Genomic DNA, 26,323 nt, shown 5'->3' with positions numbered 1-26,323 from the left:
CACGAGGGGACTGTGGGCTCCGCGACGGGCGTCATACCCCCCTCAAAAAACCGAGGCGAAATCGGACGACCCATCACGTCGTGTGCCAATCTCCACGCACGGTTGGTGAACCCCGCAAGTTCCTGAAAAACAAGGAATAAACTGCATTCACTTGATATTTAAGAATACAAAAATAACTGAAATAATCGCGCAACCTTGAAATACGTGTCAGCCCTGTGTCATCGTGCTTCCTAATCTTTCCGCTTAGGAGGATTACATGGTGCAGAAGAGAGTGCGTGGCGCGCTCGGTATCGCAGCGCTGTCTGTCGTTGTCGGTTGCAACGAGTCCACCCCTGCCCCCGAGGCCGAAAAGCCGACGGATGCCGCGAAGGCGGCGACGCTGGAAAATGGCGCCAGGGTCATCCTCACGGATGGCCAGAAGGTGGCGCAGTTCGTCACGGGGCTGTCGATTGACCTGCCGGCCATCCCGGCCGCGGGCCCCAAGGCGCTCAACGAGGCCGCGCTGGCCCCGGTCGTGAGCTCCCTGGCGCCGATGTTCCGCCTGGAGCCGGCCAACCTGGTCTTCAAGAAGGCCCACACGGACCGGCAGGGCGACAGCCACTATCGCTATGCCGTGAAGCACAACAACCTGCAGGTGCTGGGCGGCGAGCTCATCGTGCACGCGCGCAACGGCAAGGTGTTCGCGGCGAACACCAACGTCCGCAGCGACCTGCGTGCCGAGCTGAAGGCGACCATCGCGGGCGACATCGCCCGGTCCTCGGTGGACTCCGACCGCGAGACGCTCGAGGGCTGGCTCACCGACAAGAACCCGGAGCTGGTCTACTGGCGCGTCGATGACGAGCTGCGGCTCGTGTACAAGGTCGTCCAGCACGGCAACAAGGCGGACGGCACGCCGGTGCGTGACTGGGTCCTGGTGGACGCGCGCAATGGCGACGTGATGCTGCGCATCCCGCAGATCAAGGAAGGCCTCGTCCGCAGCCTCCATGACGGCAACAACACCACCACGCTGCCGGGCGCGCTCGTTCGCGCGGAAGGCGCGCCGGCGGTGGCGGACCCCGTGGTCAACACGAACTACGACCACCTGGAGACCGTCTACAACTGCTACAACGAGCTGTTCGGCCGTGACTCCATTGACAACAATGGCGGCACGCTCATCAGCACGGTGCACCACCGCGTCAACTACGTGAACGCCTTCTGGGACGGCACCCAGATGGTGTACGGCGATGGCGACGGCGTGACGGCCAGCAACCTGGCCAACTCGCTGGACGTGACGGCGCACGAGCTGACCCACGCCGTGACGGACAACGAGTCGGACCTCATCTACTCGGGTGAGTCCGGCGGCCTGAACGAGTCCATGTCCGACGTGTTCGGCGCGGTGTGCGAGTGGTACGGCGACGGCGCGGACGAGGTCTCCCCGCGTCACTGGCTGATTGGCGACGACGTGTGGACCCCGTCCATCCCGAACGACGCCCTGCGCTACATGAACGACCCGGCGACGGACGGCGACTCGCTGGACCACTACCACAACTACGTGCCGGGCACGGGCGTCCACTACAGCTCCGGCATCTCCAACCTGGCCTTCTACCTCCTGTCGCAGGGTGGCACGCACCCGCGCGGCAAGAGCACCATCGTGGTCCAGGGCATCGGCATCGAGAAGGCCGCGCAGATCTTCTACAAGACGAACACGATGCTCGTGCCGACGTCCAACTTCGAGGCCGCCAAGGCGGTCTCCGAGCAGGCCGCGGCCGACCTCGGCTACGACGCCGCCACCATCGAGTCGGTGTCGAACGCGTGGAAGGCCGTGGGCGTCAGCGTCCCGGTTCCGCCGCCGCCGACCGACCCCATCGTGAAGGACACGCCCGTCGTCGTGGAGGGTGGCCAGAACGAGAAGAAGTACTTCGAAATCACGGTCCCCGAGGGCGCGTACAACCTGCGCTTCACCATGTCCGGTGGCACGGGTGACGCGGACATGTACGTCCGCTACAACAGCGCGCCCACGAGCGCGCTGTACGACTGCCGCCCCTACACCAGCGGCAACAACGAGGTCTGCACCTTCGCCGCTCCGCAGCACGGCAAGTGGTACGTGATGCTGAACGGCTACCGCGCGTACTCCGGCGTCTCGCTGACGGTGACGTGGGAGGGTGGCTTCGTCCCCATCGAGAGCGGCATCGCCGTGGAGAACCTCACGGGCGCGGCGGGCTCCTCGCAGGTGTTCATCCTGGACGTGCCGGAGCGCCGCCCGGGCCAGGGGAAGAACAACATCTACATCCAGACGGGCGAGGGCAAGGGCAACCCCGACCTCTACGTCAAGCGCGGCGGGGCCCCGTCGCACGCCGACTACGACTGCCGCAGCGTGAAGGACCACCAGTCGGAGAAGTGCAACCTCATCAACGCGCCGGCCGGCCGCTACTACATCGAGGTCTACGGCGCGAAGGGTGGCTACGAGGGCATCGTCCTCATCGGCTCCTTCCTCGAGCCGCTGCCTCGCTAGTCTGAAGTGACGGCGCGGACCCGCCAGGTCCGCGCCGGTGAGGCCCCGGGTGCTCCGCTCCACGCGGCGCCCGGGGCTTCGTGCTTTCTACGGCGTGGGGCCGGGCAGGATGACGCGCAGGCAGCGCTCCCAGTCGCTCACGCCCCGGTACTTCCACTGCACGGGGTAGCCCAGCGACACCTCCTCGAAGCGCACGTTGTCGCGCCACAGCGTGGCGGGCATGTGGAGGTGGCCGCTGACGACGACCTCGGCGCGGTAGCGGGTGTGCCAGTCCTCGGTCCGCTTCGTCCCGCACCAGATGGAGAAGCGGGGGATGCGCGGCAGCCGCACGTGCTCGTAGCGCAGCGGGTAGTGGTTGACGAGGATGGTGGCGCAGCCCGGGGGCAGCGCGTCCAGCCGGGCCCGCGTGGACTCGACGCGCGCGGCGCACCAGGCGGCGCGGCTGGCGTGGGGCTCGGGGTGGAGGAGCGCCTCGTCGGTGCACATGAGGTCGTCCTCCCACGCCCACTCCAGCGCCTTGTCCGCGGGCACGTGGTCCGGGCGGAACGTGTAGTCGTAGCCCAGGAACATGGGGACGATGACGCGCTCGGGGCCAGGGCCGGGCCAGCGGGGGTAGGGGTCCTCTGGCGTGAGGGCGCCGTAGCTGCGGCACAGGCTCACCAGCCGTTGGTAGCGCGCCTCGCCCTTCAGCGTGGGCTGCTCGGAGGGCAGGGTCCACAGCTCGTGGTTGCCGGGCACCCAGATGACCTGCCGGAAGCGCTGGGTGAGGGTGCTCAGCATGAGCTCCATCTCCGCCAGCGTCTCGCCCACGTCCCCCGCGACGATGAGCCAGTCGTCCGGATGGGCCTGGAGCGCCTGGAGCGCCAGGCGGTTGTCGTTGTGGCGCAGGTGCAGGTCGCTGATGGCGTAGAGCTTCATGGCGCGGAAGGGGGCACCTTAACGCGGGCCTCCCGGGGATGCTGCCCCGAGTGGGTCCGACCCGGGAGGTCCTCCGCCTGCCGCCCGCTGCCTCAGGCCGGGTGGGTGGCGCTTCCCGTGCCCAGCGTCCGCAGCAGGGCGTGCACCTCCGAGGGAGGCGCGGCGCGGTCCATCCAGGTGATGTCCCGCGCCAGGGGCGGCCTCACCGCGTGCAGCGCGCAGGCGGTGCGTGGATGGCGCGCGCGCACCTGCTCCAGCAACGCCAGCCCGTCTCCGTCCGGGAGCAGATCGCCCGTCACCACCACGCACGGCGCTTCCTCCCTCACGAGCGCGAGCGCCTCCTCCACGCAGCGGGCGAAGCGCTTGCCGCCGGGCAGGTCCCTCACGAGGCGCCGCAGCGCCGCGAGCGAACGCGGGTCTTCGTCCACGAACAAGAAGGTCAGCATGTTCTTCGCGTCAGCAGGGTGAGACCTGTGTGGTTGGCCAAACGCACGAGGTTACCTACCTACAAGACTACTCAGGAAGTTCTTGGATGCCAACCTCTCAAGTCATATCGACATGTGCGGACCCGGTAGGTTAACGACCCATGGTGCGTCCTGAAGGACGAGCAAGAGGAGCACGTCCATGCTCCACCAGACCGGCGGGTGAAAGTCCCGTCCGGGTAGACACCGGAGTGCCCGGTAGCAGGCCCCAGCCGACCGCCGAGAGGCGGCAGGCCACAGCGGGGCGTCAAAAGCCTCCATTCGGGAGGGAGCAAGAGCGCGGGCCGCAACATCAAGTGAAGCCTGCCGCCTCGACAGATACACAATGGGAGCGCCGAGCCGAGCATGTCGCGGCGAAGGCCAGGTCCGCTGCGGACGAGTCCGGATGGGAAGCAGCGGGGCTCCCCGGGGTATGGGGCGTGGCACGTGCTCAAGGTCTGGTGGGGAACAGGAGAGACCCGTCTGCGCGGCCGTCGTCGCGGCAGGGCCCCGCGTATAAGCCGAAGGTGAAAGCGTGGGGAGCGCAGCGGGAGTCCGAGGGGGCCGTAGTACCGGCGAGGGGCGTGCAAGACAACGCGCCCGGAGGGAAGGGCCCCTGCTTGGGTGGTGCTTGGGCGGGAGGTAAGAGCGAGGGCATGAGCCGCCAAGAAGGCTCCAATCCCCCCGGTGGGCCAGAGTCCACCGACAAAGTTCGACAACTCCAGCGCAAGCTCTTCGTGGCAGCCAAGCGGTGCCGGGAGCGCCGTTTCCATGCGCTGTATGACCGAGTCCACCGGAGTGACGTCCTGTGGGAAGCATGGCAGCGGGTCCGACGCAACAAGGGCGCTGCCGGCGTGGATTCAGTCACGCTGGCGGCGGTGGAGCAGTACGGCGCACAGCGGCTGGTGCAGGAGCTGGGCGAGGTACTGCGAGCAGGAACCTACAAACCGCCCGCGGTGCTCAGGCGGTTCATTCCCAAGGCGGACGGGAAACTCAGGCCGCTGGGCATTCCGACGGTGCAGGACCGTATCGTGCAGATGGCGGTGAAGCTGGTGCTGGAGCCTGTCTTCGAGGCGGATTTTCTTCCGTCGTCGTATGGCTTCCGGCCACGTCGAAGCGCGGTGCAGGCCCTGGAGCGCATCCGGGAGGCAGTCAATGCCGGGTGTCACCACGTGCTCGACGCGGACATCCGCGACTACTTCGGCAGCATCGACCATGAGCTGCTGATGGAGCGGGTGGAGCGGCGGGTGTCGGACCGGAGGGTGCTCAAGCTGCTGAGGCAGTGGCTGAGTGCGGGAGTGGTGGAGGAGGGCCGGTACTCCGAGACGGTCTCGGGGACACCGCAGGGGGGAGTGATTTCCCCGCTGCTCTCCAACATCTACCTGCACTTCTTCGACAGCGTGTGGCAGCGGCAGTGCGCGCAGGTGGGCGAGCTGGTGCGCTACGCGGATGACTTCGTGGTGCTGTGCAAAGGCCGCGAAGCTGCCGAGGAGGCCGAACGAAGGGTGCGCATCATCTTCGGGAGGCTGAAGCTGCAACTGCACCCGGAGAAGACGCGGCGAGTGGAACTCACCGAGGGCAAGGAAGGCTTCGACTTTCTGGGCTGTCACCTGCACAAGCGCATGTCGGGCAAGCTGTGGCAGCAGCGGGGAGTGCGCCGCTACTACCTCCAGCGGTGGCCGTCAGCGCGGAGCATGAAGCGGGTGAGGGCTCGGGTGAAGGAGCTGACGAGCCGACAGCGGCACGGGGTGAAGGATGTCCGAGAAATCATCGGCGGCCTGAACCCGGTGTTGCGAGGATGGGGCAACTACTTCCGCACCGGGAACGCGGCCCGAAAGTTCAATCAACTCGACTCCTACGTCTTCCGGCGGCTGCACCAGTTCATGGTGAAACGCAGAGGCAGGAAGCTGCGGGCCGGCCAGGCGGACGCATGGAATCGAGCGTGGTTCTGGGAAAGAGGCCTGCACCGGTTGCATGGGACGATTCGCTACCCGAAACCGTGCATGCTGCACGACAACACTCTCGTTAAGCCGTATGCGGGAAAACCGCACGTACGGTTTGAAAGGAGGAGGGTGGAAACGGGCCGCTGACGGTACCGCGCCACCCCTCTACCAATGGAAAAGACTCTCGCATCCCGCCTTGGAGGAGCGGCCCGCCTTGCAAGGACCCGCCTGAACCTGACCCAGGCAGACGTGGCGGAGCGCATCGGTATCGCGAGCGAAGTCTACGGCCGGCTGGAGCGCGGCCACATGCTGCCGAGCATCCAGACGTTCCGCCGGCTGTGCACGGTGCTCTCCATCTCCGCGGACGAGGCGTTGGGCCTCAAACCCGTGCAGGAGGTGAAGTGGGCCGCGGAGCCGCCCAGTGACTACGGCGAGTCCGCCGAGCTGCGGCGGCTCATGCGCCGGGCGAAGCAGCTCGACCGGACGTCCATCCGCATCCTCAGCGTGCTCGCCGCGCAGTTCAAGCCGCGCGGCTGAGGCCCGCTCTCAGCGCCCGGCCTCCGCCTCCTTCCTGGCGAGGCGCTCTCGCAGCTTGCGCGCGGAGGGGAAGCCGTTGAAGAGCACCACCTGCGGGTGGGCCTCCAGCGCCTCCCGCTCCGCGGACGCCTTCGCCAGCGCCCGGTCCACGCCCAGCAGCAGGTCCGCGTCCGGGCGCGAGCGCAGCTCCGCCAGCCTCCGGGCCAGCGGGGCCGCGTGCCAGGCGTGGAACAGCTCCAGCGCCACCTCCCTCCTGGAGGCGCGGTGGCGGAAGGTGAGGTCCGGCACGCACAGGCCGGAGGCGCCCACATGTCGGGGCAGGGGCGTGAGGTCCAGCTCCCACGCGTCATCCGCGAAGCGCTCCGCGAGCGAGGTCACCTCCGGGGGGATGTGCCCCAGCGCGGCGGGCAGGGGCGAACGCAGCGGGTCCTTGTGGCTGAGCATCAGCGTGGCCTGCCGCCGTGAGGGCTCCACCGTGGCGGTCAGCTCCCAGCGCTCCAGCACTGGCACCACGGACAGGAAGGTCGCCAATTGGAGGCCATACTTCTTCTGGAGCGCCAGCATGGCCCCGGGGCCCTCCACGTCCAGCGCCCAGTTGTCGTCGTCGCGGTAGACCTCGGCCACCAGGCGGCAGAACTTGAGCCACCGGAGCACCTTGCGCACGCGCAGCAGGTCAGGCGCCTGGGCGCGCAGCCGCAGGCGCCGCGCGGACAGCAGGGGCCCCTGCGCCAGCGCCAGGTTGTAGCGGTCCAGCAGGCCCTGGGCGTCCAGCGCGTCGCCGTCCCAGCCCACCAGCCGCCGGTGCCCGGGCAGGTCCGCGTACAGGGCCTCGCGCGCCGCTGGCAGCGAGACGGGCAGGGCCTGGGCCAGCCGGGCCTCGAAGTCCTCCACGGTGGCGTCGGGGGGCAGCGCGCGCAGCACCTGCCCCGCGGCCTTGATGCGCTCCCAGCGGGCCTCCGTCACGCCGGGCGCGGGCTCGTCGAAGAGGAGCCGGTCCAGCACCAGCTTCACCAGGCCGCGCGCCACCTTGGGCCTGGTGAAGGCGCCGGCCTTCAGGCCCAGCGACTCCTCGAGGTCATCGCGCTGGCCGCCGCGCGAGGCGTCGACCTCCGCCAGCAGCTCCTGGGCGAAGGTCAGCAGCTCCGCCTCGTCCCGCTTCACGAAGGCGGGGCGCAGCACGCCCTGGCGGACGCGGAAGTTCAGCAGCTCGCGCGTCAGCATCGCGTGGGGCCTCCGGTGGACGCGCCGCGTGGACGCTCAGGGACTGGGCGGGGCGCTGGCCGGTGCCCGCGGCCCTCGGGTGGTCCGGGCGTCCGCACCTCAGCCGCCCTCCTGGTAGGCGCCGTGCTGGCGCCGCCGCTCGCTGATGCTGCTCTCCGCCGTCTGCGCGGAGCACACCTCGTACAGCAGCGCGCGCTTCCCCGGCCGCTTGCGCAGGATTCGCCCCAACCGTTGCACGTGCTCGCGCACGCTCGCGCTGCCGCTGAGCACTACGCCCACGCGGGCCTCGGGCACGTCCACGCCTTCGTTCAGCACGCGCGAGGTCAGCAGCACCGGCAGCTCCCCGGACGCGAAGGCCGCCAGCAGCGCCTTGCGCTCCGGCACCGGCGTGTGGTGCGTCAGCGCGGGCAGCAGGAAGCGGCGCGCCAGCGTGTACACCGTCTCGTTGTCGTCGGTGAACACGAGGACGCGGTCGTCGCGGTGCTCCAGGAGGATGCGCCACAGCACCTCCTGCTTGCCGCTGGAGGTGAGGGCAATCCGCCGCTGCTCGCGGTAGGCGCGGTACGCCGCGCGGCCCTCGTCGCTGCGCTGGCTCTGCGCCAGGAAGCGCGCCCAGCCGTCTGGCGCGGAGAGCGGTACGCCCAGCCTGCGCACGAAGCCGAGGTACAGCGCGCGCGCCGTGTCGTAGCGCGCCTTCTCGTCGGGCGTCAGCGGGACCTCCACCCGCTTCACCTCGTAGGGCGCCAGGTATTCGCCCTGCAACTCCCGGATGTCCGAGCGGTGTACGCGGGGGCCCAGCAGCTCCTCGCACACGCGCTCGCCGCCATCGGCGCGCTCCAGCGTCGCGGTGAGCCCCAGCCGGTACGGCGCCAGCGAGCCCTCCGCGATGAACCGGTAGCTGGGGGCCGGCAGGTGGTGGCACTCGTCGCAGATGAGCAGCCCGAAGCGGTTGCCGTGGAACTCCGTCTGCATCGCCGCCGAGTCGTACGTCGTCACCGTCAGCGACTGCCGGTCATTCACCCCGCCGCCCAGCATCCCCACGGGGATTCCGAAGTGGCGCGCCAGCACGCCCTGCCACTGCGTCATCAGGTCCAGCGTGGGCACCACCACCAGCGCGGGCCGCTTCACGTGGGCGATGGCGAGCACCGCCAGCAGCGTCTTGCCCGCGCCCGTGGGCAGCTCCACCAGGCCACGGCCCCCCGCGCGCGTCCACGCGTCCAGCGCCTGCTGCTGGTGGGGAAAGGGCTGGATGGGCACGGCGAGCGGCAGCTCCAGCGGCTCGAACCGCTTCGCCTTGTCGTCGTAGGGCAGGCCCAGCGCGCGCAGCCGGAGCACCACCTCGCGGTAATGCCACGCGGGCGCGCGGTGGACGCCCGTGCGCCCATCCTTCTGGAAGAGCGCGCGCAGGCGGGCGTCTTCCGGCAGGGAGGGCGCGACCAGGGTGCCGCAGTCGAAGTGGAGCTCGGTGGGCGACGGCATCGGCGTGGAGGGAACTATCGGGTCATCCCGGGTTTCGCCAGCCTCAAGAAAGAGCGGGCGGGGTGGCTTGCAGGTGGGCGCCGTTCACGGTACCCAGCGCGCCGCATGCGTTTCATCTCGCTCGTTCCCATGCTGTGCGGCCTGGCGGTCGTCGCCCAGGCCGGCCTCAACCGTCGCTTCGCGGGCCAGTGGGGCCTGATGAGCGCCGTGCTCGTCAACATGGTGGTGGCCACGGTGGCCACCTTCGGTGTGTACCTCGCCGTGCGCATGGTGCCGGGCCTCTGGCCGGAGGCCGCGGCGGGCCAGGGGCGCTTCGGTGGCCTGACGCCCTGGCACCTGATTCCCGGGCTGTGTGGCGTCATCATCGTCCTGGGCATGCCCTGGGCCATGAGCCGCCTGGGCGCGGTGCAGTCCGCCCTGCTGCTGATGGCGGCGCAGCTCATCACCAGCCTCGTGTGGGACGCGATGGTGGAAGGCCGCCCGGCCACGTTCCCCCGCGTGCTGGGCTCCGGCGTGGCCTTCCTGGGCGCCGCCATCGCCGTCTGGAAGGGCTAGATTCAACGGCACGATGCGCCGCGTCCTCGTCGTCAGCCCCCACGCTCCCTCGCGCGAATTGCTGCGGCGCATCCTCGACGCTCCCGAGTTGAGCGTCTCCGCGACCGGCGACACGGACGACGCCTTCTCCGCGCTGGCGTCCAGGCCGCCTGCCCTGGTGGTGGTGGACCTGCGCCGGCCGGACGAGGACCACCCGCTCTTCCTGGGGCTGCTTCGCAAACGTCACCCCGCGCTCCCCGTCATCGCCCTGGTGCCCGGGCGGCTGCGTGTCTTCGACGGGCAACACGAGCGCGTGCTCGAAGCCCACGGCGATACCGCGGAGGCGCTTCACCAGTTGCTCGGGGCGTTGAAGCAGGCCGTGCACGACGTGCTCGCGCAGGACCTGCTCCGGGTGCTGCGCCCGCCCGTGGGACGGGCCTGACGCCGCGGCCGCGCGGGCGGGCGGCCACCGGGTCAGGGAGGCACGACGCTGAAGCCCAGCATCCGTCCCGACGCGCCGCCCGGGTCCACCGCTTCAATGATGTACGGCCCTCCGGTGGCGATTCCGTCGGGACAGCCAGGGGCCGTTTCGGGAGGCGCCTGAAGGCCGGTGCAGGCGGGGACCACCGCGCTGACCTCGGTGTCGGAGAGGAGCGTCACGTCCTGGAGGGGAATCCGCTCCATCCGCGCCGGAGCGGCCCGCAGGGGCGCGAGGATGAAGAGCGTCGGCGTGCCCGAGAAGGCGTGTCCCCACGGCTCTGGCGAGGTCCTGAGCGTGATGCGTGTGTTCTCCGACTCGAGGCCGACGGCTGGCGAGACGGACAGCGCGCCCAGCCGCTTGTAGGTGATGGTGACGGCCTGGGGCAGCACCGCGGCGCAGCCTTCGGGGTTGCGGAGGACGACGTCGTAGGCGCCCTCGTTCGCGTCATGCGGCACCACCGTCTCGACGCGGGTGGCGGACACCACCGTGACGGGGCCGAGGGGCCGGGCGCTCAGGCTCGCGTGACGCAGCTCGACATGCGGGAAGGTGCCGGGCTGGAAGCCGGTGCCCTCGATGACGATGGGCGTGTCGTGGAGGTGGGAGTAGCCCGAGGGCGGCGGCTCCAGCCGCGTCAGGTGGGGTGGTGGGACGACCTGGAGCGCATCCGGCAGCGCGTCGCGGTTTCCCGCGTCGTTGCTGACCTCCACCGAATAGAGGCCCGGCGGCAACTGCATCGGGTTCTCGGAGTCGCGCGTGGGCACGTCCACCCACAGCTGCTCGAGGCTGGGGTTGCTGACGTGTGAGGAGGGCAGGGTGATGGAGGTGGCGCCGCGCAGCGTCACCTCGGGCGGGAGCACCATCAGCTCGTTGGTGGCGGAGTACCGGTAGGAGGGCAGGAACCCCGCTCCCGTCACCTCGATGCGCCAGCCCTTCGCGCCTCCCTGCGCATTGCACACGCGCGCGGGCGTGACGACGCGGTGGAGCGGGTTGACGACGCCATGGACCTGAATCTCCAGGTTCACGTCCTCTTTCGAACAGGCTGTGAGGGCGAGCAGGGTGACGGCGAGCGGCAGACGCACGGCGGGTTCTCCAAGTCTTCGACAGTCGGCCGGCACGTTAGGGCGGCGCGGCCTGCCCGCGAGCGTAGTTTTTTCCGGCCCGCCCAGCCCTCGCTGGCCGCGCCTGCGCCCCGGCACTTGTAACTTATGGAAATAGCTCGTGTTTCCGCGCGACCTGGGCACGGCATGCGGAATGCTATGGCCTTGGGCACGGCGCGACGCGGGCCGGTGGATGGGGTTGGACGGTGGGCGTGGAAGGCCGTCGCGTCGTGGATGTCAGGGGCGGGGACGGAGGTCGAGGCGGTGCCTGGGGTGGGGTGGCAGGCCTCGGTGGGATGGGGGGAGCAGGGCGGTGCGGACACGCCGCCGCTTCGTGGGGGCGGAGCGCGGCGATGGACGGACCGGCAGGACCAGGCTCGCAGACGGGGTCGGGGGCAGGACGGGGATGGCGGGCGGACCTGCTGCGCTTCGTGGGGGCGGAGCGCAGCGGGGCCGTGCCAGCCGGCGAGGTCATGCACGACGACAGTTTGATGAGCAGGGCGGGGGGGGACGGGCGGGCCTGCCGCGCTTCGCAGGGGGGCGGAGCGCGGCGGGGGCGTGACGAGCGAGCCCGCCGCGCTTCGTGGGGGCGGAGCGCGGCGGGTTCCCGACCGCATGCGGGACGGAGGGGGCGCGACGTTCAGCAGCGCTGACCAGGCGAGCGGCCAGCGCGCGCCAGCGACGCGGATGCACGGTGGCGGGCGAGCAGTAGCTTCAGCCGGGTGGGTGGTGGAGGCAGGAGGACAGGCGGGGGCCGGGTGGTGGTCATGAGTCGTGGGAGGCAGTCCATGGGGGCGATGTCCGCGCTGGCGGCGGTCGGGGTGATGCTCACGGCGCAGACCGCGCTCGCGACGGGGCTCCAGCGGCGGACGCAGGACCCGGAGCGGCTGGCGCCCTTCGGGTTGATGCTGGACGCCAGCGCACCCGAGGGCGCGGGGCTCTCCCTCTCCTTCCGGCCCACGCGCATGGTCCGGCTCCACGTGGGCGGCACGCACAACGGCGTCCGCCCCGGGGCTCGGGTGGGCCTCACCTTGCTGCCCTTGAAGGGGCGCCTGACGCCCGCGCTGACGCTGGAGGCCGGCCACGCGCGGCCCGCGAATGGCGAGGGCCTGGAGCGGCGCATCGTGGACCGCACGCAGATGCCCATCCATTCCTTCGAGCGCGTGGGCTACTCCTACGCGAGCGCCCTGCTGGGCTTCGAATGGCAGGCGCCGAGGCGGCTGACCTTCTTCGTGCGCGGCGGCTTCAGCATCATGCGGCTCTACAGCCCCGGCATCGTCGGCGTGGACGAGCAGTTCCGCGACGCGCTGGAGCCCGGAGGCTTCCACGGCTGGAGCCTGAGCAACATCGAACCCACCGCGAAGCTCGGCATCCTGTTGTCCTTCGGCTGAAGGCCGCTGGCTCAGGCCGCGCGCGGCGGGGACAGCACCGCGTCGAAGAAGGCCAGCACCTGCGCCTCGGCCCAGAACCAGGGCTGGTGCACCTGGCCTCCGACGAAGCCCACGTGTCCGCCGCGCTCCGTCAGCATGACGCTCAGGTGGGGATTGTCCGCGGCGGCCGGCGGGATGACGGGCGTCTCCAGCATCGGGTCGTCCGCGGCGCTCACGAGCAGCGTGGGCCGGCGGATGGCGTGCAGCCGGGGCCCGGCGGAGGACTCCGCGTAGTAGTGGGCGGCGTCGCGGAAGCCGTGCAACTGGGACGTCACGGCATCGTCGAAGGCGCGGATGGTGCGCGCCGCCTCCATGGCGCGGCCGTCGAAGGCCCCGGGGAAGTGGCGCAGCTTGGCGCGCGCCTTCTGCTTCAGCGTCCGGAGGAAGCGCTCGCGGTACAGCCGGTGGAAGGGCCCCCCCGCGTCGAGCTTGCGGCAGCAGGCGCTCAAGTCATACGGCGCGCTCACGGACGCGGCGGCCGTCACGGGGGCGTCGTCTCCCAGCGTCTCCAGCAGGCGGCACAGCACGTTGGCGCCCAGCGAGAAGCCCACCGCGAAGAGCGGGCCGCTGACGCGGGCGCGCGTCTCGTTCAGCACCCGGAGCGCGTCGTCGATGTCGCCTGAGTGGTACGAGCGCGCCAGCCGGTTGGGCTCGCCGCTGCACGAGCGGAAGTTGAGCGCGGTGGCGCCCCAGCCGCGCGTCTTCGCGCCCCGGAGGATGGCGGTGACGTAGCCGGCGCGGGACGAGCCCTCCAGGCCATGCAGCGCCACGACGTGCGGCGCGCCGGGCTCGCCGTCGAAGGTGTCCAGGTCGACGAAGTCCCCGTCCGGCAGCTCCAGGCGCTCGCGCCGCAGCGGGGGCGTGCGGGTGGGGCGCACGAGCGAGGCATAGATGGTCTGCGCATGCTCGTTCGCCAGACCGGGCGCGGGCACGAAGGGCTGGGTGGGCTGGAATCGCACGGCCCGGGGATAACGCCCGTGCGGGGGGACGACAAGCGCTCTTGCCGCGCGGTGCCTAGTCCTTGGCGCCGTCGGGACGCGGCAGGGCGGCCAGGCGGCGGGCCATGCGCATGGACGCGCAGCCCTGCTCCCTCAGCGCCCGGGCCTCCTCCTGGAGCCCGAAGAGGCCCAGGTACTTCTCCACGCGCTCCTCCAGCGTGGGCGCCTCGATGAGGGTGCAGACCTCGTCCGCCTGGTACTCGCGGCAGATGGCGGGCCGCTGCTCGTACACGGCGCAGAGGTTGTTCTCCAGGAGGTTCGGGCAGCGCAGGCCCAGCGGCTTGTCCAGCGCGGCGATGTCGGGCGCCACGCAGCAGGCGCCGCATTGCGTGCACTCCACGGGCCTTGCTTGCACGGGCGTGTCGCTCACCGCGGCACGACCTTCTCCACCGTGCCCAGGTTCGTCACGGTGAGGCGCGCGCCCTGGCCCTTCTTCCAGCCGAGGAACGCGCGCTCGTCCTTCGGCGCCAGCACGTGCTCGTGGGCGCCGTCGTCCTCGTAGCGCAGCCGCACCGTGTAGGTCTCCTCCGTGTCGCACGAGGTGCGGTTCCAGGTGCCCTCGATGATGCGCGTTCTGCGGGCCATGCGGGAATCCTCCTGGACGCTCACGCCCACAGCGCGCGAGCGAAGGGGATGTCCGCGGCGGCGGGCAGCCCCTCGCGCAGGGGGCGCACCATGGGCAGCGAGCCCTCGCGGGCCTCTCGGCGGGCCTCGGGGAGCCGCGCCACCCACGGCATGGTGCCCGCCTCCTCCCACAGCACCACCCTGGCCAGGCCCGCCTTGTGGGCCTGGGCCCCAGCGGCCTCCAGCAACGCGGCGGCGTCCTCCTCCGAGCGTGCATCCAGCATCAGCACCACCAGCTCGCCGTAGCGGGCCATCATCGCCCACAGCGCCGTGGACGCGTTCACCACGGCGCCGCAGGCCTTGGGCCGGGGCCGGCGCAGCAGCTCCGCGTAGATGCGCTCTCGCTCCAGATGCCAGTCCACCTGCGCGGCCTCCGGCCACAGGTAGAAGGGCACGTCGGGCCGCCGCATCCGGGCGAGCGCGGCGGGCACATCCGCGTCCTCGAGCAGCGAGTCCACTTGTAGCCCGGCGTCGCCCTGGCCTACCGGCAGGTGCCAGTCCCAGGCCGGGGCTTCCTGGTAGCCGGAGCGCCGGTAGATGCGGGCGCCCACGTCGGAATAGAGCACGGCGGCCTGGGCACCCGGCTGCGTGCGCTCCAGCTCGGTGGCCACCAGGTCCATCAGCCGCGTGGCATGGCCGTGCCCGCGCAGGGCCGGCTCGGTGAAGACGCTGGCGATGACGAAGCTGTCGCCCCGCGTGTACTGGCCGTCGGGGCCGCGCAGGTAGCTGGGCGTCCGGAACGTCTCGCACGAGGTGAGCACCCGGCCCGAGCCGTCACACAGCAGCCAGGTTCGCAGGGTGTCCCGGCTCCAGGGGTGGGCGCGCAGGCGCTGCTCCCGCTGGAGGAACTGCTCGACGGTGAGCGGCGAGCCCCACGCGGCGTAGGTGTGACGGTCTCTCTCCGTCTTCTGTGCTTCGTCGGCGACGACCAGATGCATGGCGGCGCAGGGTAACCGCGCCAGCTCCACTTCGCAGCAGCCCCGCGGTGTCCATCGGCGGGTCCTGCCTGCCGCTTCACAAGCGCGCGGTGTAGGGGAAGCGGAGGTGGAGCTGGAGGTAGGCCTGGCCCACGTGGAAGATGCCATCGCGCAGGCGCCCCGGCAGGCCCAGGCCCCCCAGCTCCTGTGGGACGTAGAAGGCGGACTCCCAGCCCAGGCTCACCAGGAAGCGCTTGGAAAGCTGGAGCTCCAGGTCCACGCCCACCTCCGCGCCAGGCCGCACGAAGTGCGTGTCGGGCAGCGTGTCCGAGTGCAGGTAGGCATACGTCAGCAGCAGCCCGGCCCCCAGGCTCAGGCGCGCCGGGCTGGACGTGAGCGGCAGCCCCAGGGACAGCGGCTTCCAGGTGGCGCCGTACATGCCGGTGTCGCGCAGCTTGGGGGAGAGGATGAGCGCGTCCGGGATGAGGAGGGAGGGGGAGATTCGGACCTCGTCCAGGCGCTGGGCGTACTTGCGGTACTTCGCGGGCACGCGGCGCTGGTTCTTCTTCAGCCAGTCCTTGTCCAGCACCGCCTCCACGGAGAGCTTCAACCCGGTGTGGAGGGGCTGGTCCTCGAACACGGGGCCGAAGAAGGCGAAGGCCGCGGGCCCCACGCCCACGTCCACCGGCACGGTGAAGCGCTGGGCGGAGGCCGCGGTGGGCAGGAGCAGGGCCAGGGCCAGGGCCAGGGCCAGGGCCAGCAGGAGTGGAGTGGGACGCGGGGACATGGGCCTCCTCGACGGCGCTCCGCGGACTGAAATTCTTTGCGTCTCTTCTTTCAAGAGGCGCCTGCGTGGTGGTGAGAACGGACCCACCCGGCGCGGGTCGCGCCGTTCATCCAATTTCGACCATTAAGGCATTGATGCGCGGCGGGCCTTTGGAGCAGGAAGGGGCTGCGTCGGCATCGGGGGGAATCACAGGACTTCCGCACCCGGACTCATGCAGCTCGCCGGCGTCGTTGCCCTGGAGACCCGATGCTTTCCGCCGCCTTTCTGATTGCCACGTCCCTGCAGGCCCAGTCGCCTGCGCCCGCTCCCGCCACGCCGCCGGCTCCCGCCGCGCCCGCCGCGGAGGCCGCGCCCGCCGCGCCCGCCGCGCCCGCCGCGTCCGCCGCGTCCCTCACCGCCGAGGAGCGCGCCGCCGCCGCGGCCGAGCGCGCCGCCATCGCCGCCGAGCGCGCCGCCGAGGCCAGCGCCCGCGCCGCCGAGGCCGCCGAGCGCGTCGCCGCCGCCACGGCGCCCGCCGCGCCGGCGTCGGCCGACGCGCCCGCCACCGACAAGAAGAAGGGGGAGTGGGACGTCACCGTCGGCCTGGGCCTCATCTCGCTGACGGGTAACGCCTCCACCTTGACGGTGAGCGGTCTGGCCAGCGCGCAGCGGACGACGGACCATTGGATCTACGCCATCAAGTCCTTCGGCTCCTACGGCCGCAGCCGCCCGCCCGAGGTGGAGGGCCAGGCGGCCGAGTCCCAGGTGGTGGCGCTCAACGCCGGCGTCGAGCTGCGCGGTGACCGCCGCTTCACGGAGGTCATCAGCGGCTACCTGCTGGCTGGCGCGGAGGCGGACCACGTGAAGAGCGTGGAGTCGCGCACCTATGGTGAGGGCGGGATGGGCGTGCTGTGGTGGGACGAGAAGAAGGAGAAGGGCCGCGAGTCCTACCTCCGCACCGACGCCGCCTTCCGCTACGCCAACGAAACGCGCTTCCAGTTCTACCCCACGCGGATGGATTTGCCCGACGTGGACCTGGGCGGCCCCCGCTTCGGCGCGGTGTTCCGCTACGGGCTGGCGCAGAACGTCCTCTTCAAGGAGGACGTGGAGGTGCTGGTGAGCGTCATCGGTGACTCGCGCATGCTGTTCAACAGCCAGACGCAGCTCTCCGTGGGCCTCACCAAGCAGCTCTCCCTGGGCGCCAGCTTCCTCATCAAGCACGACAGCGCGCCGCCCCCGGGCAAGGTGCCCACGGACACCGCGCTGGCGCTGAACTTCGAAGTGATGCTGTAGCCCGCAAAAGCAACGCGGCGCCGGGGAAGTCCCTGGCGCCGCGTGCTTGAAGAGTGGGGCGGAGGCCGCCCCAAGCCTGTCCTACTGCTTGGTGGCGCCGGACTCCTCGCCCGTCTTGCCTTCCTTGCGGATGCCGCCACCGTAGCGGCCTTCCTGCGCGTCCGCGCCGATGTCCAGCGCCTGCAGGTCGCTGTACGTCGAGCCCGGCGGAGTGGCGCCGCGGTAGCGGGTGCCCAGGTCCACCAGCGGAATGGCGAGCATCAACACCACGAAGATGATGGACACGGCGAACACCAGGCGGTTGGCGCCGCGGTGGTCAGCCAGGTGCATGAAGTACAGCAGCACCAGCGTGCCCTTGGTGGACGCGATGACGAGCGCCAGCACCAGGCCCCAGGTGGGGATGTGGATGCGGCCGGTGACGACCGTCACCACCGTCAGCACCAGCAGCAGGCCCCAGATGAGCCAGTAACGGCCCGCTCCGTGGTGCTCCTCGCGCATGTTCTGTTCTTCTTGCCGGGATTCGTTGGCAATGCCCATGGTGGAGGAACCCTTCAAACGAGGTACAGCATCGGGAAGAGGAAGATCCACACCAGGTCGACGAGGTGCCAGTACATGCTGCCCAGCTCGACCATCGTGTAGTTGTTCGGCCCGAAGTCAGCCTTCTTCAGCGCGCGGACCATGGAGAAGGCCAGCACCACCATGCCGATGACGACGTGAAGACCGTGCAGGGCCGTCGAGCAGAAGTAGACCGTGAAGTACATGGGCACGCCCGGAAGCTGGATGCCCTCGTACGAGTAGAAGCGGCCCGGCAGCGTGCCAATCTGGAACTTGTGGTCGTACTCGAAGTACTTGATGACGAGGAAGCCGACGGCCATCACCAGGGTGAGGGCAATCTGCACCGCGACCATCTTGTTCTTCCCCTCCTTCGCGTAGTGCACCGCGAGCGCGGCGGTGAGCGAGGAGGTGATGAGCACCACCGTGTTGATGGTGCCCAGCGTCAGGTCCAGGCTGCGGCTGGCGGCGGCCCACGCCTCCGGGAAGAGGAAGCGGTAGACGCCGTAGCAGATGAAGAGGCCGGCGAAGAGCAGGATTTCCGTCGCCAGGAACAGCCACATGCCCAGGCGCGCGGCGTGGTTCTGCACCTCCAGCGAGGCGAAGTGGCCGGCGAGCCGGGGGACGGGCAGGACGCCCCCGGCGGCGTGAGAACTAGACTGCATCGGGCACCTCGGCCTTCTTCGGGTCCACGTAGAAGTGGGGCTCCTCCGGGAACACCGGCTGCGGCCCCACGAAGTTGTGGGTCGGCGGCGGCGACTCGGACAGCCACTCGTAGCCCTTGCTGCGCCACGGGTTCTTGCCGGACGCCTTGCCGTAGACCAGCGCGTAGGTCAGGTACATGGCGATGATGATGAAGCCGAAGGCCAGCAGGGACGCGCCCGCCGTGGAGGCCACGTTCAGCGCCTGGAAGCGCTCCGGGTACTCGTAGTAGCGGCGCGGCATGCCGTTGTTGCCCAGCAGGAACTGGGGGATGAACGTGGCGTTGAAGCCCAGGATGATGAGCGCCGCGGACACCAGGCCCCAACCCTCGTGGTACGTGCGCCCGAACATCTTCGGGAACCAGTAGTGGAGGGCGGCCAGGAAGGCCATGATGGTCGCGCCCACCATGATGAAGTGGAAGTGCGCCACCACGAAGTAGGTGTCGTGCCAGGGGACGTCCAGCGACACCGTGCCCAGCGCGATGCCCGTCATGCCACCGAACACGGTGAAGAACAGGAAGCCGCAGAAGTAGGCGAAGGGCGTCTTGAAGTCGACCGCGCCCTTGTAGACGGTGCCCACCCAGTTGAAGACCTTGATGGCGGTGAACACACCCACCAGCATGGTCAGCACGCCGAACAGACCGCCCGTGAAGGTGGACTGGCCGGACACGAACATGTGGTGGCCCCAGGCGAAGAAGCCGACGAAGGCGATGCCCAGGCTGGAGTACGCCACCGCGCGGTAGCCGAAGATGTTCTTCCGGCTGTAGGCCGCGACGACCTCGCTCATCACGCCGAAGGCGGGGAGCACCATGATGTACACGGCCGGGTGGCTGTAGAACCAGAACAGGTGCTGGAAGAGCACCGGGTCACCGCCGCGGGCCGGGTCGAACATGCCGAACCCGAACAGGTTCTCCACCGTCACCAGGCACAGCAGCAGACCGATGACGGGCGTGGCCAGCACCTGGATGCAGCTCGTGGCGTAGATGGCCCACACGAACAGCGGCATCTTGAACCAGGTGATGCCCGGCGCGCGCATGGTGTGCACCGTCACGATGAAGTTGATGCCCGTGACGATGGAGCTGAACCCGATGATGAACGCGCCGAACAGCACCGGCGCCACCGTGGTCGTCGTGTGCGCGCTGTACGGGGTGTAGAACGTCCAGCCCGTGTCCAGGCCGCCGTTGAGCATGCCCCACAGCGCGAGGAAGGCGCCGCCCAGGTAGATGTAGAGCGACAGCAGGTTCAGCCGCGGGAAGGCCACGTCCTTGGCGCCCAGCATCAGCGGCAGCAGGAAGTTGCCGAAGACGGCCGGGATGGCCGGAATCATGAACAGGAAGATCATGACCAGGCCATGGAGCGTGAACGTACGGTTGTACGTCATCGCGTCCATGATGGTCGGGCCCGGGGTCAGCAGCTCCACCCGGATGAGCAGCGCGAAGATGCCGCCCACCAGGAAGAACAGCAGGACCCAGAACAGGAACATGAGCCCGATGCGCTTGTGGTCGACCGTCAGCACCCACGACTTGATGGTGGTGCCGTCGACCAGGTAGCTCGGGTGGTGGTCGTGATGCTCCTCGGGCGCGGGGGTGGCGCCCGGGGCTGCGATGCTACTGGATGGCGTCATAGGCGGGTCCCTCGGAGGCGCCCTCACGGACGTTCGGAGTGCGAAGCGACTTGATGTACTCGACGATGGCGGCCGTCTCCGGGCCCTGCAGCTTGCCCTGGTAGGTCGGCATCACGTTCTGGTAGCCCGCCACCAGGTGGGCGCCCGGGTCCATCATCGACTGGGTGATATAGGCCTCGTCCACGCGGATGCTCTGGCCGTCCTCGAGCTGCTCCACGCGGTCATACATGCCCAGGAAGGTGGGGCCGATGTGCTGCGAGCCGTCCACCGAGTGGCACTTGAGGCAGCCCTGCGTGCCCGCGAGCACCTGGCCCTGCTCCACCATGCGCGCCACCGGCGGCACCAGGGAGTTGTCCGCCAGCGCGTCCTGACGGTCCTGCAGGCGGCCGCGGCGCTGCTCCTTGATCCAGTTCTCGTACTCCTCTTCCGGGAGCACGACGACCTCGGCCAGCATCTTCGAGTGCGACAGGCCGCAGTACTCGGTGCACAGCACCTGGTACGTGCCCGGCTTGGTCGCCTCGAACCAGATCTGCGTGTAGCGGCCCGGGAGCGCATCCATCTTGATGCGGAAGGCCGGCACGTAGAAGGAGTGCAGCACGTCACGGGAGGTGATGAGCAGACGCACCGGGCGGTTGGCCGGCACGTGCAGCACATTCACCCCGTTGGGGCCCTCCGGGTAGGAGAACTTCCACATCCACTGCTTGCCCATGACGTAGACGTCCATCGCGTCCTTGGGCGGCGTGGTGACCCACGTGAAGTCCCGGAACCCGATGCCGAACCAGGCCAGGAAGAACACGAGGGGGACGGAGACGAACAGGAACTCCGTCTTCAGCGTGGGGACCACGTACTCCGTCGCCTGCGCCGGCAGGCGGCGGCGGTAACGGAAGAAGAAGAACAGGGCCGCCAGACCGACCGCCGTGGACATCACCATCGTCGTACCCACGACGAAGTGATGCAGCTTGTCGATGCGCTCCGCGAACGTGGACGCGGCCTCCGGGAGGAACAGGATATCGTTGAGAAGCTCGCTCATGCCGCCGCGCCTTTCTTCAGCTCGCGCCTCCAGAAATAGATCAGCATCGTCGCCAGGGCGCAGAACACGGCAATGCCGCCCAGGCGGATGAACCCGAAGATGTAGAAGCCATACCGCCGAGTGGCGGTGTCATACTTGAAGCAGGACAGGATGACCTGATCGAAGCTGGTACCCACGCGGCCATTGGCCGCCTCCAGCAACGCCAGCTTCATGTCCGAGGGGGGAAACGTCGTCCCGTAGAGATACCGGGAGATGCTGCCTTCCGGCGTGAGCACGTGCACCACGGCCGCGTGGGCGTACTGCTTCGTGCTCTCGTCGTAGGTGTACTTGAAGCCCAGGGCGTCCGCGAGCCGGCGGATCTCCGCGTCCGTCCCGGTCAGGAAGTGCCAGGGGGCCGTCTCCGGCTTGCCCATGGACTGCAGGTGCCGCCGCCGCCGCTCCAGGCTCTGGGCGGGGGTGTCGTCAGGGTCGATGCTGACGGTGACGGCCTCATAGTCCTTGCCCAGCTCGAGCCCGAGCTCCTTCATGGCCTGCACCTGGGCGTTGAGCACCAGGTTACAGAGCATGGGGCAGTTGTAATAGACGAGCGTCAGCAGCGTGGGCCGGGACTTGGGCAGCACGTCGCCCAGGCGCACCTCGCGCCCGGAGGCGTCGAGGAAGCGGGTGTCCGTGGGCACCAGCTCCCCCAGGTGCTCCTGGACGTCCACGCCCTTCACCTGGGGCGGCAGGTCCTGCTGCGCCTCCAGGATGGCCCGGGGCGTCTTCCCGGCGCCCGGCATGGCCGAGGCCGGCACGGCGACGGCCAGGACCAGCGCCGCCGCGGTGAGGAAGCCCGCGCGGCGGACGCGCGGGAGGATGTGGGAGAGGGTGGACATCATTGCAGGACGGCTCTTACGACAGGGGAGCGGTGATGGCTACTGCTGCGGTGCCGGAGGCGTCTGCCCGGGAGCGGCTTCCGAGGGCGTCTGCCCGGGAGCGGTCTCCGGGGCGGGCGTGGGGGCCGGGGCGGGAGGCGGGTTGCGCTTCTGCTCGATGACCGTCTTCATGGCGGCGTCGATGGCGGGGTGCTGCTTCACCCCCGGCTGGTCACCCCAGCCGGCGCGCAGCGCCTGGTCCTGGCCGCTGAGCTTGTCCTCGGCGTGCCAGTCCTGCTCGAACAGGCGCTGGTTGACGATGCCCACCTCGTACTGGCCCATGGCCGCGGGACGCGGCGGCGGGCCGTCCGGCTGGATTTCGTCCATGGTGGAGACCTGGATGTGCCAGGCCCAGACGATGCCCACCGCGAAGATGGCGAGCGAACCCACGCCAATGCCCACCACCTTGCCCATGACGAGGTGGTCTTCCTCGGCCGCCACGCCATGGGGGCCCACGATGACTCGCGACTCGAGCTCAGATTGGGTCTGCTTCATGGCTGCACGTACCTCAGGGACTCGGCGATGTAGGGGTCCTTCACCGTGAGCGTGTACTGGCCGCGCGCCAGGAAGAGGGCCGTGCCCACCGCGATGCCGCCCACGCCGAAGAAGGCCGTCAGCAGGGACCAGTGGAACGTCGGGCCCGCGTCACCCGTCAGCGCCGGCCACACCAGCCAGTACAGGTCCACCGCGTGGATGATGAGCAGGTACACCGCCACCACGGCCAGCTTCCGGGGCTGCAGCTTCAGGTTGCGCGACAGCAGGATGAAGAAGGGCAGCAGGAAGTGCAGGAAGAACAGGGCGATGGAGAGCGGCCGCCACGCGCCGAAGATGCGCAGGCCGTACCAGGGCGCCTCTTCCGGGATGTTCGCGATCCACACCAGCATGAACTGGGAGAAGGCGACGTAGGCCCAGAACGCGGTAAAGGCGAGCATCAGCTTGCCGAGGTTGTGGAAGTGGTCCAGCTTCACGACGCTGCCGTAGAGGTCCTTGCCCTGAGCGTTCACCGTGACGATGGTCAGGATGCAGAAGGCCGCCAGGAAGCTTCCGGCGAAGTAATAGATGCCAAAGATGGTCGACTGCCAGAGCGGCGTGAGGCTCATCAGCCAGTCGAAAGAAGCGAAGGTGATGGTGAGCGCAAGGAAAGGCAGCACACCCGGGGAGAACTTCCGCTGCTTCACCGTGAAGTCGAGCCCGCCCACGGTGTCCTGCTTCAGGCTCCAGGTCCGCAGCCGCCAGGCCGCGAACGTCCAGAGGCCGAAGTAGATGATGTGGCGGACGCCGACCCCGATGGGGAGGTGGTTGTTCAGGTAGCCGTGCTGCTTGTGGCTCAGGTGCTCCAGCTCCAGGCTGGAGTAGCCCTTGGTCAGCTCGGAGCCTTCCCACCAGGGGTAGAGGTAGGCGGCCATGGCCAGCAGCGGCAGGGCCAGCACGAAGAACACCGGAATCACCGCGGAGGCCGTCTCCATCGTCCGGCGCAGCACGATGAGCCACTTGGCCTTCGCCGTGTGGAAGATGGCCTGCATGATGAGGAAGGCGACGCTGATGCCCACCCAGTAGGTGAAGCCAATCAGGTAGGCGTGCGCCGTCTCACCCTTGGCGCCGGTGGCGAAGAAGCCACCCAGCGTGGCCAGGAGGCCCAGAATGCCCACGGCGAACGCGGGCACCATGAGCTTCGGCGTGCCGGTGTACGGCTCGAAGCCGGTGTGCGAGTTGGTGACGACGGGGGGACTCATCGGTTCTCCTGCGGAACGGGCTGCTGGCCGTCCGTGCGGGTATTGCGGGCCGTCTGGAGCGCGCGGACGTAGGCGACCACGGCCCAGCGCTCGCGCAGGTCGAGCTCACCGGAGAAGGACGGCATCACGCCGTAGCCCTCGTTGATGGCCACGTAGAAGTGGCCGTCCGGCTTGCCCTCCAGGTCCAGCAGCGAGGGCGGCAGGCGCAGGGCCATGTTCTCCGCGACGATGCTGTTGCCGTCGCCCAGCACGCCGTGACACTGCGAGCAGACGATGTTGTACTTCTTCTGACCCAGGGTCAGCAGGTCCTGGTCCACGGTGACGGGCACGTGGGCCACCGGCTGGCCGGCGCTGCGGCCGGTGAGGGCCGCCTGGCGCTGGGCGGGGTCCTTGAGCTCGGGGAGCTTGTCGAAGCGCTCACGCGGGACGGTGCCCGCAGGGGGCGTGCGCATGGCGCGGCCGTCCGCCCAGAAGCTGGACGCCTCGTAGTACTCGTACTTCGCCTGGTGCTCCATGCGCTGGAGGAACTCCGAGCTGACGTTGCAGCCCGTGAGCGCGGCGAGTCCGGCGGCGGGGATGAGCCACCTCATTCCTTCTCTCCCGTGACGAGGGTCACCTGGGTCGCGCCCAGGGCCTTGAGCTGATCCATGACCGGCGTCGCGTCCGTGCCCGTCGCCTGGGGGACGCTCAGCCAGTAGCCGTGCGTGGAGGCGGTGCGGAAGTCCTCGGACTCGAAGACGGGGTGGTACGGCTGGGGCAGGCGGCTGAGCCCCAGCAGACCGAAGAAGATACCGAAGGCGGCGAACAGCACCCCCAGCTCGAAGGTGATGGGCACCCACGCCGGCAGCGACAGCAGCGGGCGACCACCGATGTTGAGCGGGTAGTCGACGGTGTTCATCCACGTCTGCATGGCCAGCGCGGTGGCCACGCCCGTCAGGCCGCCGCACAGGGCAATGAAGGGCACGCGCGAGGGCGGCAGGCCCAGGGCCTCCGAGCCGCCGTGCAGCGGGTACGGAGAGTAGGTGTCCATCCCCTCGAAGCCCTTCTCCCGCATCTGGCGGGTGGCATCCACGAGGGCGTCCGGCGTCGGGAACTCGGCCAGGACCCAGGAATCGAGAACGGTGGCTTCCATGGCTCTAGTGCGCTCCGTGGGTGAGGGTGCCGGCGCCGGCACTCGCACCGTCAGTGCCGTGGTGGTGAGCGGCGTGCTTGAGCTCCAACTGCAGCTCCTTCACCTCGCTGATGGCGACCGCGGGCACGAACTTGAGGAACAGCAGGAACAGGGTGCCGAACAGGCCCAGCGTGCCCACGTAGATGCACCAGTCCACCCAGGTCGGGGTGTAGATGCCCCACGAGGACGGCAGGAAGTCCTGGCTCAGCGACGTGACGATGATGATGAACCGCTCACACCACATGCCGATGTTCACCGCGATGGACGCGACCCACATGATGGCGATGTTGGTGCGGGCCTTCTTGAACCAGAAGATGTTCGGGGTGATGACGTTGCACGCAATCATCAGCCAGTACACGCCGGCGTAGGGGCCGGTGGCGCGGTTCACGTAGAAGGTCCACATCTCGTACTGGTTCTGCGAGTACCAGGCGACGAAGTGCTCCATCAGGTACCCGTAGGAGACGAGCAGGCCCGTCGCCAGGATGACCTTGTTCATGTTCTCCAGGTGCCGGTCCGTAATCACGTCCCGCAGGCCCAGGTACTTGCGCGCGGGGATGATGAGGGTGATGACCATCGCGAAGCCGCTGAACACCGCGCCGGCCACGAAGTAGGGCGGGAAGACGGTGGTGTGCCAGCCGGGCAGCAGGGAGACGGCGAAGTCGAACGAAACGATGGTGTGCACGGACACCACGAGCGGCGTGGAGAGACCGGCCAGCAGCAGGTACGCAATCTTGTAGTTGTGCCAGTGCCGGCCGGAGCCGCGCCAGCCGAGCGCGAACAGGCCGTAGAGGGTCCGCTGCAGCTTCGTCTTGGACGAGTCACGCAGCGCCGCCAGGTCGGGGATGAGGCCCACGAACCAGAAGAGCGCGGACACCGTGAGGTAGGTCGAGATGGCGAACACGTCCCACACCAGCGGCGAGCGGAACTGCGGCCACGCGCCCAGGGTGCTGGGGTAGGGGAACAGCCAGAATGCGAACCAGGGACGGCCGGTGTGCAGCAGCGGGAAGAGCCCCGCGCACATGACGGCGAACAGCGTCATGGCCTCGGCGAACCGGTTGATGCTCGTGCGCCACTTCTGCTGGAAGAGCAGGAGGATGGCGGAGATGAGCGTACCGGCGTGGCCGATACCGACCCACCAGACGAAGTTGATGATGTCGAACGCCCAGCCGACGGGCTGGTTGTTGCCCCACACGCCGATACCGCGGGCCAGCGTGTAGGTGACGCCGATGACGAGCAGGCCCAGGGCGCTGAGCGACAGGCCGAAGAGCATGAACCAGCCCTTGCCCGGCTTGCGCCAGACATGGTCCAGCAGCGTCTCGTTCAGGGACGCGTCGTCATGGTGCGGCGCGACGAGTGGCCGCGGCTCGAGCGGATCGAGGGCAGCGTTGGCAGCAGTTTCAGCCATGGC

At 69.3% G+C, this 26,323-nt stretch carries 27 protein-coding genes; 7 read left to right on the top strand and 20 right to left on the bottom strand.

What is annotated here, in order from left to right; genetic code table 11:
* The first annotated feature begins 256 nt into the window (after positions 1–256).
* Positions 257–2,491 (top strand): M4 family metallopeptidase, encoded by a 2,235-nt coding sequence (locus tag MYMAC_RS29675; protein ID WP_095960507.1) that lies wholly within the window; start codon positions 257–259, stop codon positions 2,489–2,491.
* A gap of 87 nt (positions 2,492–2,578) precedes the next feature.
* Here the strand turns inward: MYMAC_RS29675 and MYMAC_RS29670 are convergent, their stop codons facing one another.
* On the bottom strand, positions 2,579–3,409 hold the full coding sequence (locus tag MYMAC_RS29670) for a metallophosphoesterase family protein (protein WP_013938204.1): 831 nt from the start codon (positions 3,407–3,409) through the stop codon (positions 2,579–2,581).
* A gap of 92 nt (positions 3,410–3,501) precedes the next feature.
* Positions 3,502–3,855: a response regulator gene (locus MYMAC_RS29665; RefSeq protein WP_170114785.1), complete on the bottom strand. Its 354-nt coding sequence runs from the start codon at positions 3,853–3,855 to the stop codon at positions 3,502–3,504.
* A 671-nt stretch (positions 3,856–4,526) separates the two neighbouring features.
* Here MYMAC_RS29665 and ltrA point away from each other — a divergent pair.
* A complete protein-coding gene (ltrA, locus tag MYMAC_RS29660) occupies positions 4,527–5,960 on the top strand; it encodes a group II intron reverse transcriptase/maturase (protein WP_095957527.1) in 1,434 nt (477 codons plus the stop codon).
* Positions 5,961–5,984: 24 nt separating this feature from the next.
* Positions 5,985–6,350, top strand: coding sequence for a helix-turn-helix transcriptional regulator (locus tag MYMAC_RS29655; protein WP_011556052.1), 366 nt, complete (start codon positions 5,985–5,987; stop codon positions 6,348–6,350).
* Between the two features lie 9 nt (positions 6,351–6,359).
* Here the strand turns inward: MYMAC_RS29655 and MYMAC_RS29650 are convergent, their stop codons facing one another.
* Positions 6,360–7,571, bottom strand: a complete 1,212-nt coding sequence (locus MYMAC_RS29650; protein ID WP_095960506.1) for a DUF790 family protein — start codon at positions 7,569–7,571, stop codon at positions 6,360–6,362.
* Positions 7,572–7,670: 99 nt separating this feature from the next.
* On the bottom strand, positions 7,671–9,050 hold the full coding sequence (locus MYMAC_RS29645) for a DEAD/DEAH box helicase family protein (RefSeq protein ID WP_095960505.1): 1,380 nt from the start codon (positions 9,048–9,050) through the stop codon (positions 7,671–7,673).
* 105 nt (positions 9,051–9,155) lie between these two features.
* Here MYMAC_RS29645 and MYMAC_RS29640 point away from each other — a divergent pair, with 105 nt between their 5' ends.
* Together MYMAC_RS29640 and MYMAC_RS29635 are read left to right on the top strand one after the other, a co-directional pair.
* A complete protein-coding gene (locus MYMAC_RS29640) occupies positions 9,156–9,605 on the top strand; it encodes a DMT family transporter (protein WP_013938209.1) in 450 nt (149 codons plus the stop codon).
* Positions 9,606–9,618: 13 nt separating this feature from the next.
* Positions 9,619–10,026, top strand: a complete 408-nt coding sequence (locus tag MYMAC_RS29635; RefSeq protein WP_013938210.1) for a response regulator — start codon at positions 9,619–9,621, stop codon at positions 10,024–10,026.
* 32 nt (positions 10,027–10,058) lie between these two features.
* Here the strand turns inward: MYMAC_RS29635 and MYMAC_RS29630 are convergent, their stop codons facing one another.
* Positions 10,059–11,144, bottom strand: a complete 1,086-nt coding sequence (locus MYMAC_RS29630) for a hypothetical protein (RefSeq protein ID WP_095960504.1) — start codon at positions 11,142–11,144, stop codon at positions 10,059–10,061.
* 785 nt (positions 11,145–11,929) lie between these two features.
* On the opposite strand from MYMAC_RS29630, the gene MYMAC_RS29625 reads away from it, so the two are divergent.
* A complete protein-coding gene (locus MYMAC_RS29625; protein ID WP_239989081.1) occupies positions 11,930–12,553 on the top strand; it encodes a hypothetical protein in 624 nt (207 codons plus the stop codon).
* Between the two features lie 11 nt (positions 12,554–12,564).
* On the opposite strand, the gene MYMAC_RS29620 is transcribed toward MYMAC_RS29625, so the two are convergent.
* The 5 genes from MYMAC_RS29620 to MYMAC_RS29600 form a co-directional block, all read right to left on the bottom strand.
* On the bottom strand, positions 12,565–13,551 hold the full coding sequence (locus MYMAC_RS29620; RefSeq protein ID WP_095960502.1) for a hydrolase: 987 nt from the start codon (positions 13,549–13,551) through the stop codon (positions 12,565–12,567).
* Between the two features lie 55 nt (positions 13,552–13,606).
* Positions 13,607–13,960, bottom strand: coding sequence for a YkgJ family cysteine cluster protein (locus MYMAC_RS29615; RefSeq protein WP_239989080.1), 354 nt, complete (start codon positions 13,958–13,960; stop codon positions 13,607–13,609).
* A complete protein-coding gene (locus tag MYMAC_RS29610; protein WP_157757574.1) occupies positions 13,957–14,175 on the bottom strand; it encodes a hypothetical protein in 219 nt (72 codons plus the stop codon). Before MYMAC_RS29610 ends, MYMAC_RS29615 begins: the two co-directional genes overlap by 4 nt.
* Before the next feature lie 20 nt (positions 14,176–14,195).
* Positions 14,196–15,152, bottom strand: coding sequence for a GNAT family N-acetyltransferase (locus tag MYMAC_RS29605; RefSeq protein WP_204817015.1), 957 nt, complete (start codon positions 15,150–15,152; stop codon positions 14,196–14,198).
* A 76-nt stretch (positions 15,153–15,228) separates the two neighbouring features.
* Positions 15,229–15,918, bottom strand: a complete 690-nt coding sequence (locus MYMAC_RS29600; RefSeq protein ID WP_095960499.1) for a hypothetical protein — start codon at positions 15,916–15,918, stop codon at positions 15,229–15,231.
* A gap of 246 nt (positions 15,919–16,164) precedes the next feature.
* On the opposite strand from MYMAC_RS29600, the gene MYMAC_RS29595 reads away from it, so the two are divergent.
* Positions 16,165–17,190, top strand: coding sequence for a DUF481 domain-containing protein (locus MYMAC_RS29595; protein ID WP_095960498.1), 1,026 nt, complete (start codon positions 16,165–16,167; stop codon positions 17,188–17,190).
* A gap of 81 nt (positions 17,191–17,271) precedes the next feature.
* Here MYMAC_RS29595 and MYMAC_RS29590 read toward each other — a convergent pair whose 3' ends face one another.
* Genes MYMAC_RS29590 through nrfD form a run of 10 tightly spaced genes read right to left on the bottom strand, consistent with a single transcriptional unit; the run spans position 17,272 to position 26,320 of the window.
* A complete protein-coding gene (locus tag MYMAC_RS29590) occupies positions 17,272–17,727 on the bottom strand; it encodes a cytochrome C oxidase subunit IV family protein (protein ID WP_013938219.1) in 456 nt (151 codons plus the stop codon).
* Between the two features lie 14 nt (positions 17,728–17,741).
* Positions 17,742–18,407 (bottom strand): cytochrome c oxidase subunit 3 family protein, encoded by a 666-nt coding sequence (locus MYMAC_RS29585; RefSeq protein ID WP_013938220.1) that lies wholly within the window; start codon positions 18,405–18,407, stop codon positions 17,742–17,744.
* Positions 18,397–20,067, bottom strand: a complete 1,671-nt coding sequence (gene ctaD, locus MYMAC_RS29580) for a cytochrome c oxidase subunit I (RefSeq protein ID WP_013938221.1) — start codon at positions 20,065–20,067, stop codon at positions 18,397–18,399. Before ctaD ends, MYMAC_RS29585 begins: the two co-directional genes overlap by 11 nt.
* Positions 20,051–21,097: a cytochrome c oxidase subunit II gene (gene coxB / locus MYMAC_RS29575; RefSeq protein ID WP_013938222.1), complete on the bottom strand. Its 1,047-nt coding sequence runs from the start codon at positions 21,095–21,097 to the stop codon at positions 20,051–20,053. Before coxB ends, ctaD begins: the two co-directional genes overlap by 17 nt.
* Complete coding sequence (locus MYMAC_RS29570; RefSeq protein WP_013938223.1) at positions 21,094–21,975, bottom strand: SCO family protein; 882 nt, start codon at positions 21,973–21,975, stop codon at positions 21,094–21,096. Before MYMAC_RS29570 ends, coxB begins: the two co-directional genes overlap by 4 nt.
* Positions 21,976–22,011: 36 nt before the next feature.
* Positions 22,012–22,506 carry a hypothetical protein gene (locus MYMAC_RS29565; protein WP_013938224.1) on the bottom strand — a complete coding sequence of 165 codons (495 nt, stop codon included), beginning with the start codon at positions 22,504–22,506 and terminating at the stop codon, positions 22,012–22,014.
* Complete coding sequence (locus MYMAC_RS29560; RefSeq protein ID WP_013938225.1) at positions 22,503–23,744, bottom strand: hypothetical protein; 1,242 nt, start codon at positions 23,742–23,744, stop codon at positions 22,503–22,505. The genes MYMAC_RS29565 and MYMAC_RS29560 overlap by 4 nt, the downstream gene beginning before the upstream one ends.
* Positions 23,741–24,334, bottom strand: coding sequence for a c-type cytochrome (locus MYMAC_RS29555; RefSeq protein ID WP_095960497.1), 594 nt, complete (start codon positions 24,332–24,334; stop codon positions 23,741–23,743). Before MYMAC_RS29555 ends, MYMAC_RS29560 begins: the two co-directional genes overlap by 4 nt.
* Positions 24,331–24,876, bottom strand: coding sequence for a DUF3341 domain-containing protein (locus tag MYMAC_RS29550; RefSeq protein ID WP_013938227.1), 546 nt, complete (start codon positions 24,874–24,876; stop codon positions 24,331–24,333). The genes MYMAC_RS29555 and MYMAC_RS29550 overlap by 4 nt, the downstream gene beginning before the upstream one ends.
* Before the next feature lie 4 nt (positions 24,877–24,880).
* Positions 24,881–26,320: an NrfD/PsrC family molybdoenzyme membrane anchor subunit gene (nrfD, locus tag MYMAC_RS29545; RefSeq protein ID WP_013938228.1), complete on the bottom strand. Its 1,440-nt coding sequence runs from the start codon at positions 26,318–26,320 to the stop codon at positions 24,881–24,883.
* Between the last annotated feature and the right edge of the window lie 3 nt (positions 26,321–26,323).

It is taken from the genome of Corallococcus macrosporus DSM 14697, assembly GCF_002305895.1.
Classification (GTDB): Bacteria; Myxococcota; Myxococcia; order Myxococcales; family Myxococcaceae; genus Myxococcus; species Myxococcus macrosporus.
Note: the sequence above shows the minus strand (reverse complement) of the source record. Positions and strands in the feature narration are given on the sequence as shown.